This window comes from Exiguobacterium sp. SL-9, from assembly GCF_004336985.1.
Classification (GTDB): domain Bacteria; phylum Bacillota; class Bacilli; order Exiguobacteriales; family Exiguobacteriaceae; genus Exiguobacterium.
The window spans coordinates 45,012-53,801 of the sequence record NZ_SJUO01000008.1 but is presented as its reverse complement, the minus strand read 5'-3'; the positions used below and the strand labels follow the sequence as shown (position 1 = coordinate 53,801).

The window sequence follows — 8,790 nt, the reverse complement described above, 5'->3', positions numbered from 1 at the left end:
CCATCAACGTCCCCCCGAAGGGTTCAGATGATTTCCTGCGCTCGACTTGCATGTATTAGGCACGCCGCCAGCGTTCGTCCTGAGCCAGGATCAAACTCTCCAAAGAATTTGATATAGCTCTTTAAAAATGACGAAGCTTGCGCTTCATTCAAAAATTGTAAAACATTTTTGCCTCATCGTTCAGTTTTCAAAGACCAAGTGTTTGTCGTGTTAGCGACTTTTTAATAATAGCGATTTGACCTTTTAAAGTCAACCGTTTTTTATTATTTTTTTCATTCGCTTTCTGTTATTCAGATTTGAACAGCAGCGACGTTTATTAATATATCAGCGTCCTGCATTTTCGTCAACTGTTTTTCTAAAAAAACTTTATTTTTTGTTTTATACTCTTTAACTGAACGATAGAACGTTTCAAACAAACAAGCCCAGACGAATGTCTGAGCTTGTACTAGTACGCTGTCACGATGATTTAGAGGACACACGTTTCTTCGTTTTGGCCTTTCCCGCTGTCGACGGTTTGACGCTCTCTGCCTGAGCAGGCGCTTGGAAGCGATGCAACATCAACACTTGATACGCATTGGCAAACACAAGCGTCGCTAGCGCCGGCCACAAGAGGGCGATTTCATCTGTTGCCTGGAGTGCTGGGATCCATTCAATCAATGTAATAACGATCATCAAAAAGAGCGTCGGGATGAACGCACTCGCGTTCGTCTGTTTCGCCTTACTCGTTGCGATGATCCATGACACGATTACCAACACGACCATCTCACCGATATAGCGCCACATATGATCATTACCGAACGCGAGCATACGAAGATAGACCGCATCAAACAATGCGAAGGCGATCAATAGCACTTGCACGCGGTTCCACAGTCTTGGACCTCGGAATAAATCTAATCCAACCCGGTGGACGATCAAGTAGGCGAAAAAGCCCATCATGCTAATCCCGGTCCACGTGCTCGAGTAACTGAGCGCCGTAACAATCGCTTCCCATGATTGACTCACCAAATAGCCAGGATTGGCTAGCAAGTTCATGACAAATCCGAACAACGTCCCGAAGACGAGCGTCGTCCAAAACAATCTTAAAAATCCTTGTACCTTCATCTGTAAACCATTACCCTTCTATCTGTTGAATGACCGCTTGCGCCAGTCCGTCGTAAGTTTTTTCGAATGGATGCCCGTCCCGATAAACGGATGGGGCAAAGTCTTCTTCGTTCTCATACGGCTGACCGAGGGGAATTTGTGCGAGCAACTTGCTCTTCAACGCCTCGGACAATTTTTCGCCACCACCGTAGCCGAAGACGTATTCTTTCTCACCTGTTACTTTACTTTCAAAATACGCCATGTTCTCAATGATGCCAAGCACTTTATGGTTCGTCTTGATGGCCATTGCCCCGGCTCGCGCAGCGACAAAGGCAGCTGTCGCGTGTGGCGTTGTGACAATCAACTCTTGACATGCAGGAAGCATCGAGTGGATATCAAGGGCGACATCTCCAGTCCCCGGTGGCAAATCGAGGAGTAAATAGTCCAGGTCGCCCCATTCGACGTCGTTGAAGAAGTTATTGAGCATTTTTCCGAGCATTGGTCCACGCCAGATGACTGGTGCATTATCCTCTACAAAGAAGCCCATCGAAATGACTTTCACGCCGAATCGTTCGACCGGAATGATTTTCTCTCCACGGACGACAGGTCGCTCTTCAATTCCAAGCATATCCGGTACACTAAAACCGTAAATATCCGCATCAATCAACCCAACCTTCTTCCCGGCTCGCGCTAACGCGACTGCCAAGTTGACTGAAACGGTCGATTTACCGACGCCGCCTTTCCCTGATGCGATTGCAATGAACGTCGTACCGGAATTCTCACGAAGAATGGCCGGCTTCGTCGCTTCTTTTAAGCTTTCATCATTGAGTGCCTCGAAACGAAGGCCGACCGTCTTGAAGCCTTTCCCCTTGAGCAACGTGACGATTTCTTGTTGAAGTTGAAGCTGTTCGCCACTCCCGGTTTGACCGAGTGCCACTTTTACACTGACATAATCTTCTTTAATGCGAATATCCTTCACGCCAGCTGTATCTCCAAGCGTACGGTTGATTGTTGGATCGATCAACCCCGCCAATTCTTCACGAACTTGTTCTACTGTAAGCATGTGGTTTCCCCCTAATTTCTGTCTCGCTAACAGTATATCAAAAAAAGCGTTTTCTTGAGGGAATGGAGGTCAACAATTTCACGAGCAACAAAAAAACTCTCTACCCCAATGGGCAGAGAGTTTGAACCAAATTGTTCGAAGATTAACGCTTCGAGAATTGTGGTGCGCGACGTGCAGCTTTAAGACCGTATTTTTTACGTTCTTTCATGCGAGCGTCACGAGTCAAGAAGCCTTTTTCTTTGAGGCTTGGACGGAATTCTGGGTCCGCTTGAAGAAGCGCACGCGATACGCCGTGGCGAATTGCTCCAGCTTGTCCAGTGAATCCACCACCGTTAACGTTAACGATTACATCGTATTTACCTTCTGTTTCAGTCAATACGAGTGGTGATTTTGCCATCATGATCAAAGTCTCATGTCCGAAGTATTCTGAAATATCACGGCCATTTACAACAACTTTGCCGTCACCTGCAACGAGGTGAACGCGAGCCACCGAGTGTTTGCGGCGGCCTGTTCCGTAGTAACGTACATCTGCCATCGTTTAGTTCCTCCCTGTGTCCCGATTAACCGCGAAGTTCGTAAACTTCTGGTTTTTGTGCTGCGTGGTTGTGCTCAGCTCCAGCGTAAACGTGGAGTTTAGTGAATGATTGACGACCAAGTGATCCTTTTGGAAGCATCCCTTTGATTGCGAGTTCAAGCATACGCTCTGGACGTTTTGCGAGAAGCTCTTTTGCAGTTTGTGATTTCAAACCGCCTGGATGACCTGAATGACGGTAGTAAATCTTGTCGTTCATTTTGTTACCAGTTAAGTGGATTTTCTCAGCGTTGATGATGATGACGTGGTCTCCGCAATCAACGTTTGGTGTGAAAGTCGGCTTGTGCTTACCGCGAAGAAGTGATGCTACTTCACTAGTCAAACGACCAAGTGTTTTGCCTTCTGCGTCGATAAGGAGCCATTTGCGTTCTACTTCAGATGCTTTTGCCATGAATGTCGTGCGCATGTGGAATACCTCCTAAAATGTCTGTTTACTAATTTTTTTTAGTGCTTGTTTGATGCTTTATCATAATCCTAGTTTACGGGGCTAAGATTGTGGTTCATCTCTCAATGTGAAAATGAAATGCCAATGAATATAATACGATTTTATAGGGGGAATGTCAATCTACTTTTTCATAATTCACATTCCACAAGTATAGACCGTGCGGTGGGGCTGTAATCCCAGCGCTGCGCCGGTCTTTTGAGGCGAGCATCCGGCTCACGTCCGCCGGCTCATATTTCCCACGCCCGACCTCTAACAACGTCCCCACCATGATCCGGACTTGGTTATAAAGAAAACCCGAGCCGACGAAACGGACGTACATCTCATCGCCCGCCTCGACGAGCTCCGCTTCATAGATCGTGCGGACACGATCTTCGACTTCCGCCTTCGTCACCGAGAAGGAAGTGAAGTCGTGAGTTCCGACGAGCGTGCGTAGCGCCTGTCGCATCCGCTCATGATCGAGCTTATACGTGACCGTCACGGCATGATGACGCCGGAACGGGTCGGCGTCGCTTCGGAAGAAATAACGATACTCTTTTCGCTTCGCCCCGTAACGCGCATGAAACGATGCATCGACCTCTTCAGCGGACCGAACGAGAATATCATCCGGCAACATCGCGTTCAACGCTTTAACAAACCGATCGGCTGGCATCGCGAGGTGCGTATCAAAGTGTAGCACTTGTCCTCGAGCATGTACACGAGCATCTGTACGGCCCGATGCCACCACCTTGACTGTCTGACTATGCATCCGCGCTAGCACAGCCTCTACTTCGGCTTGTATGGTATTTCCATTCGGTTGTACCTGATAACCCGCATAATTCGTTCCATCATACGCAATCGTCAATTTAATTCGCTTCATTCGATCCCTCGCAATCCAATCAAGATGAGTGTCACGACGACAAAGATGAGGAGCAACGCCGTATCACGCTGATGCCACGTCATCTCACGCAAGCGCGTCCGTCCTTCACCCCCACGGTACCCACGGGCTTCCATCGCCGTAGCGAGGTCCTCAGCGCGTTTAAACGCCGACACGAATAGTGGGATCATGAGTGGGACGACCGCCTTCAAGCGATCTTTGAGCGGTCCGCTCTTCAAATCGACACCTCTCGCCTGCTGAGCTTTCATAATACGATCCGTCTCGTCAGCCAAAGTCGGCAAGAACCGAAGCGAGATGGACAACATAAGAGCGATCTCATGTGCAGGCACCCGTAACCGTTCGAGGGGACGGAGCCCTGCTTCAATCGAATCGGTTAATTCCATCGGTGTCGTCGTCAGCGTGACGAGCGTCGTCAACATGACAAGGTAGAAGAAGCGAAGCGAGACGATCAAGCCCATCCGGACGCCTTCCGAATAAATCGCGAACGGACCGAACGCAATCAATTCTGTCCCGTCCCGGTTAAAGAACAGTTGCAGCAACAGCGTGAAGACGATTAAAAACAAAATCATCTTTAGGCCGTTCCATAAATACCGCCATGACAATTGAGACAGTCTCACAGCGAACAAGGTAAAGCCGAGCAAGAACACGTTCGTCCATAAGTTATCAGCTAAAAAGACGATTGGAATGAAGCCGAGGATGAACAACGTCTTCGCTCGCGCATCAAGCGTATGGAGCCATGAATGTCCGGGAATGTACTGTCCGATAATCATGTCGCTCTCCCCTTTCTCAATTCGAGCGCGATCCAGTCTGCCAATTCGCCTTCGGTCCGTAAGGCCGGTGTCGCGACACCGAACACAGGGGCAAGCTCACTCGCGAAACGAAGCACATGCGGGACTTCAAGCTGGAGCCCTTTGACAAGTGCCTCATCTTTGAACAAGTCAAATGGATTCCCATCAAAGGCGACCTCGCCCCGTTCCATGACGACAACTCGTTCTGCGTACGCTAACACGTCGTCCATATCGTGCGAAACGAGAATGAGCGTCAAATCGAGTTCTTGCTTTAATCGTTTGAATAATGCCAGCATCTCACGACGGCCGAGCGGGTCGAGCCCTGCCGTCGGCTCATCCACGACGAGAACGTTCGGACGGCTCGCGAGTACGCCGGCGATTGCGACGCGACGCATCTGTCCGCCCGAAAGATCGAACGGGGAACGGCCCCATAACGTTTCATCCAGTCCGACGAGGCGCAACGCAGCATGAGCCCGCTCTTTCGCTTCGTCTTCAGACGCCCCAAAATTTCGTGGACCAAACATGACGTCGCGTTCGACCGTCTCTTCAAATAGTTGATGCTCCGGATATTGAAAGACGAGCCCAACGCGGCGCCGAAGCGGAAGCAGGCTTTGCTTTTTATCGCGACGCTTCGTGATCGCACGGACTTCGATGTCATCGACAACGACACGCCCTTTTGTCGGTCGCAGCAGTCCATTCATATGTTGAACGAGCGTTGACTTCCCTGAGCCGGTGTGGCCAAGAAACGCAACAAGCGCCCCCGACGGAATAGACACATTCACATCGCGCAGCGCGGTTCGTTCAAACGGAGTATTCAATTGATATTGGTAAGTCACTTCTTCAATGCTAATCGGCATAGATGGTTCACCAACTCCGAATGTTGTAGCATCAGACGATCGAGTGGTATGCCCCGTTCCTTCAGTTCGAGTTGCATCCGGACAATAAACGGCACGTCGAGCTGGATGGCTCGTAACGCCTCCGGATTTTGAAACACGTCTTCGGGTGTGCCGGTCATCGCAATCTTGCCTTTTGACAATGCAATGATACGGTCGGCAAACAACACTTCGTCGAGCTCGTGGGTAATGGCGACAACGGTCATCCCTTCTGAGACGAGCTGCTGTACCGTTTCAATCACCTCTTTGCGCCCGATCGGGTCAAGCATCGAGGTAGCTTCATCGAGCACGAGGACATGCGGGCGCATTGCGAGAGCCGAAGCAATCGCAACGCGCTGCTTTTGTCCACCGGATAACTGATGCGGTTCACGGTCCGCTAGTTCCGATAATCCAACGCGCGCTAGACTGTCATCAATTCGACGAACCATTTCTTGACGTGGAAGTCCCATGTTTTCGAGAGAAAATGCCACATCATCGCGCACGGTCGCCCCGACAAACTGGTTGTCAGGATTTTGGAAGACAACACCGATCCGTTTCCGAACGTCCCACACGTCTGTGGCGTCCGTTGGATCGAGTGCCTCCACCCGGACTTCTCCTTCCTGAGGAAGCAAAAGCCCATTCCACAACTTCGTCAAAGTCGATTTTCCAGAACCGTTATGGCCAACGATGGCGAGCCATTCCCCTTTGTATACGTCGAGTGACAACCCATTGAGGGCTGGCTCGGTCTGTCCCGGGTAACGAAACACGATATCGCGTACCATAATTTGAGATTCCATCTGCCGACTCCTTTCCGATGTGGAAACAGGGCAATACGTCACCGCATGCCCTGTTGACTGCCTAATGAATTAGACGAGTTCGATGATTACGACTTCCGCACCGTCACCGCGGCGTGGGCCGACTTTCATGATGCGTGTGTATCCACCTTGACGTTCAGCGTAGCGTGGTGCCACGTCTTCGAACAATTTTTGGATTGCGTCTTTTTCTCCAGCGTTCTCTTTACGAACGAATGAAGCTACTTGACGACGGGCATGAAGATCGCCACGTTTCCCAAGAGTGATCAATTTTTCAACGACTGGGCGAAGTTCCTTCGCTTTTTGTTCAGTTGTTTGAATGCGCTCGTTGATAATAAGATCAGTTGCAAGATCACGTAAAAGTGCCTTACGTTGTGAGCTTGTACGGCCGAGTTTCGAATAAGCCATTACATTTCCCTCCTTCGGTTGAACTTAGTCTTCTTTGCGCAAGCCCAAACCGAGCTCGTCCAACTTGAGTTGAACTTCTTCGAGTGATTTACGTCCGAGGTTACGAACTTTCATCATCTCTTCCTCTGATTTGTTTGCGAGTTCTTGAACAGTGTTGATGCCGGCGCGCTTCAAGCAGTTGTACGAACGAACTGAGAGATCGAGTTCTTCAATCGTCATTTCGAGTACTTTTTCTTTTTGGTCTTCTTCTTTCTCGACCATGATTTCTGCATTGAGAGCTTCGTCAGTCAAGCCAACAAAGATATTCAAGTGTTCTGTCAAAATTTTCGCCCCGAGTGATACTGCTTCTTCCGGACGGATTGAACCATCTGTCCACACGTCTAATAGAAGCTTATCGAAGCTAGCATCTTGACCGACACGTGTTTTATCTACTTCGTAGTTCACACGTTGAATCGGTGTGTAGATCGAATCGATTGGGATAACGCCAATCGGCATATCATCACGTTTGTTATCTTCTGCCTGGACGTAACCACGACCACGGCGAGCAGTCAAACGCATGCGAAGCGTCGCGTTGTCAGCGAGAGTCGCGATGTGGAGCTCAGGATTCAAGATTTCAACGTCGCTATCATGGGTAATGTCTGCCGCAGTGACAGCACCGGCACTTGAAACATTAATCTCAAGCGTTTTCTCTTCGTCTGAGTACACTTTGAGCGCCAACTTCTTGAGGTTTAATACGATTTGCGTGACGTCTTCGACGACTCCGTCAATCGTAGAGAACTCATGAAGTACGCCATCGATTTGAACTGCTGTTACCGCTGCACCAGGGAGCGATGACAAAAGAATCCGACGTAGTGAGTTGCCGAGAGTCGTGCCATATCCACGTTCAAGCGGTTCTACCACGAATTTACCAAACGTAGCATCCTCGCTGATTTCGACCGTTTCGATCTTTGGTTTTTCAATCTCGATCATCTGAACCCCTCCTTGAGTGTATCCTGCCATGCAGCGTGAGCTGCATTGTATATGCTGTTTGTGCTAGGTAAGCCCTTCACACGCACAAGCGATTATACGCGGCGACGTTTTGGAGGGCGGCAACCGTTGTGCGGAACTGGTGTTACGTCACGGATTGCAGTTACTTCAAGACCAGTAGCTTGGAGGGCACGGATAGCCGCTTCACGTCCAGCACCAGGACCTTTAACGTTAACTTCTACTGTACGCATACCGTTGTCCATTGCAACTTTCGCTGCAGTTTCAGCAGCCAATTGTGCTGCGAACGGAGTCGATTTACGTGATCCTTTAAATCCAAGGTTACCAGAAGTAGCCCATGAGATCGCGTTACCTTGCGTGTCAGTGATTGTGATAATTGTGTTGTTGAATGTAGAACGGATGTGTACCACACCGACTTCAACATGTTTTTTGACTTTACGTTTTGAACGTACATTTTGCTTACGTTTCGCCATTGTTCAATTCCCTCCTTTACTTCTTCTTGTTCGCTACTGTACGGCGTGGGCCTTTACGAGTACGCGAGTTGTTCTTCGTGTTTTGTCCGCGAACAGGGAGACTACGACGGTGACGAACACCGCGATATGCGCCGATCTCGATCAAACGTTTAATGTTGAGTGAAACTTCACGGCGAAGGTCACCTTCAACTTTAATTCCGTCAATTGCTTCACGGATACGGTTGATTTCGTCTTCTGTCAAATCACGTGTGCGTGAATCTTCAGATACGTTTGCAGCCTTCAAAATTTCTTGTGCTCTTGTTTTACCAATACCAAAGATGTATGTGAGCGAAATAACGATACGTTTTTCGCGTGGAATATCTACACCAGCAATACGTGCCATGTGTGCACCTCCTCTTA

Annotated in this window: 12 protein-coding genes and 1 rRNA gene; all 13 read right to left on the bottom strand. The window is 49.2% G+C overall.

The window, feature by feature from the left end; genetic code table 11:
- Positions 1–106, bottom strand: a 16S ribosomal RNA gene (locus EVJ34_RS14955); the annotation flags it as partial.
- Between the two features lie 350 nt (positions 107–456).
- A complete protein-coding gene (locus EVJ34_RS14950; RefSeq protein WP_236634635.1) occupies positions 457–1,077 on the bottom strand; it encodes a KinB-signaling pathway activation protein in 621 nt (206 codons plus the stop codon).
- A gap of 34 nt (positions 1,078–1,111) precedes the next feature.
- On the bottom strand, positions 1,112–2,143 hold the full coding sequence (locus tag EVJ34_RS14945; RefSeq protein ID WP_131437942.1) for an Mrp/NBP35 family ATP-binding protein: 1,032 nt from the start codon (positions 2,141–2,143) through the stop codon (positions 1,112–1,114).
- A 142-nt stretch (positions 2,144–2,285) separates the two neighbouring features.
- Entirely contained in the window at positions 2,286–2,678 is a 393-nt protein-coding gene (gene rpsI / locus EVJ34_RS14940) for a 30S ribosomal protein S9 (protein ID WP_021066631.1), read from the bottom strand.
- Positions 2,679–2,703: 25 nt separating this feature from the next.
- The gene (gene rplM / locus EVJ34_RS14935; protein ID WP_034781675.1) at positions 2,704–3,141 is read right to left on the bottom strand and encodes a 50S ribosomal protein L13; all 438 of its coding nucleotides are present in this window, start codon (positions 3,139–3,141) and stop codon (positions 2,704–2,706) included.
- Positions 3,142–3,295: 154 nt separating this feature from the next.
- Positions 3,296–4,036 (bottom strand): tRNA pseudouridine(38-40) synthase TruA, encoded by a 741-nt coding sequence (gene truA, locus EVJ34_RS14930; protein ID WP_131437944.1) that lies wholly within the window; start codon positions 4,034–4,036, stop codon positions 3,296–3,298.
- Complete coding sequence (locus EVJ34_RS14925; RefSeq protein ID WP_131486139.1) at positions 4,033–4,824, bottom strand: energy-coupling factor transporter transmembrane component T family protein; 792 nt, start codon at positions 4,822–4,824, stop codon at positions 4,033–4,035. The genes truA and EVJ34_RS14925 overlap by 4 nt, the downstream gene beginning before the upstream one ends.
- Complete coding sequence (locus EVJ34_RS14920; protein ID WP_131437948.1) at positions 4,821–5,699, bottom strand: energy-coupling factor transporter ATPase; 879 nt, start codon at positions 5,697–5,699, stop codon at positions 4,821–4,823. Before EVJ34_RS14920 ends, EVJ34_RS14925 begins: the two co-directional genes overlap by 4 nt.
- Positions 5,675–6,511, bottom strand: coding sequence for an energy-coupling factor transporter ATPase (locus EVJ34_RS14915; RefSeq protein ID WP_029594432.1), 837 nt, complete (start codon positions 6,509–6,511; stop codon positions 5,675–5,677). The genes EVJ34_RS14920 and EVJ34_RS14915 overlap by 25 nt, the downstream gene beginning before the upstream one ends.
- Positions 6,512–6,580: 69 nt before the next feature.
- Positions 6,581–6,934, bottom strand: a complete 354-nt coding sequence (rplQ, locus tag EVJ34_RS14910; protein ID WP_012727650.1) for a 50S ribosomal protein L17 — start codon at positions 6,932–6,934, stop codon at positions 6,581–6,583.
- 24 nt (positions 6,935–6,958) lie between these two features.
- Complete coding sequence (locus EVJ34_RS14905; RefSeq protein ID WP_021066625.1) at positions 6,959–7,903, bottom strand: DNA-directed RNA polymerase subunit alpha; 945 nt, start codon at positions 7,901–7,903, stop codon at positions 6,959–6,961.
- A 92-nt stretch (positions 7,904–7,995) separates the two neighbouring features.
- Positions 7,996–8,391 (bottom strand): 30S ribosomal protein S11, encoded by a 396-nt coding sequence (gene rpsK / locus EVJ34_RS14900; RefSeq protein ID WP_021066624.1) that lies wholly within the window; start codon positions 8,389–8,391, stop codon positions 7,996–7,998.
- Positions 8,392–8,407: 16 nt separating this feature from the next.
- Complete coding sequence (gene rpsM / locus EVJ34_RS14895; RefSeq protein ID WP_024372197.1) at positions 8,408–8,773, bottom strand: 30S ribosomal protein S13; 366 nt, start codon at positions 8,771–8,773, stop codon at positions 8,408–8,410.
- Positions 8,774–8,790: the final 17 nt, after the last annotated feature.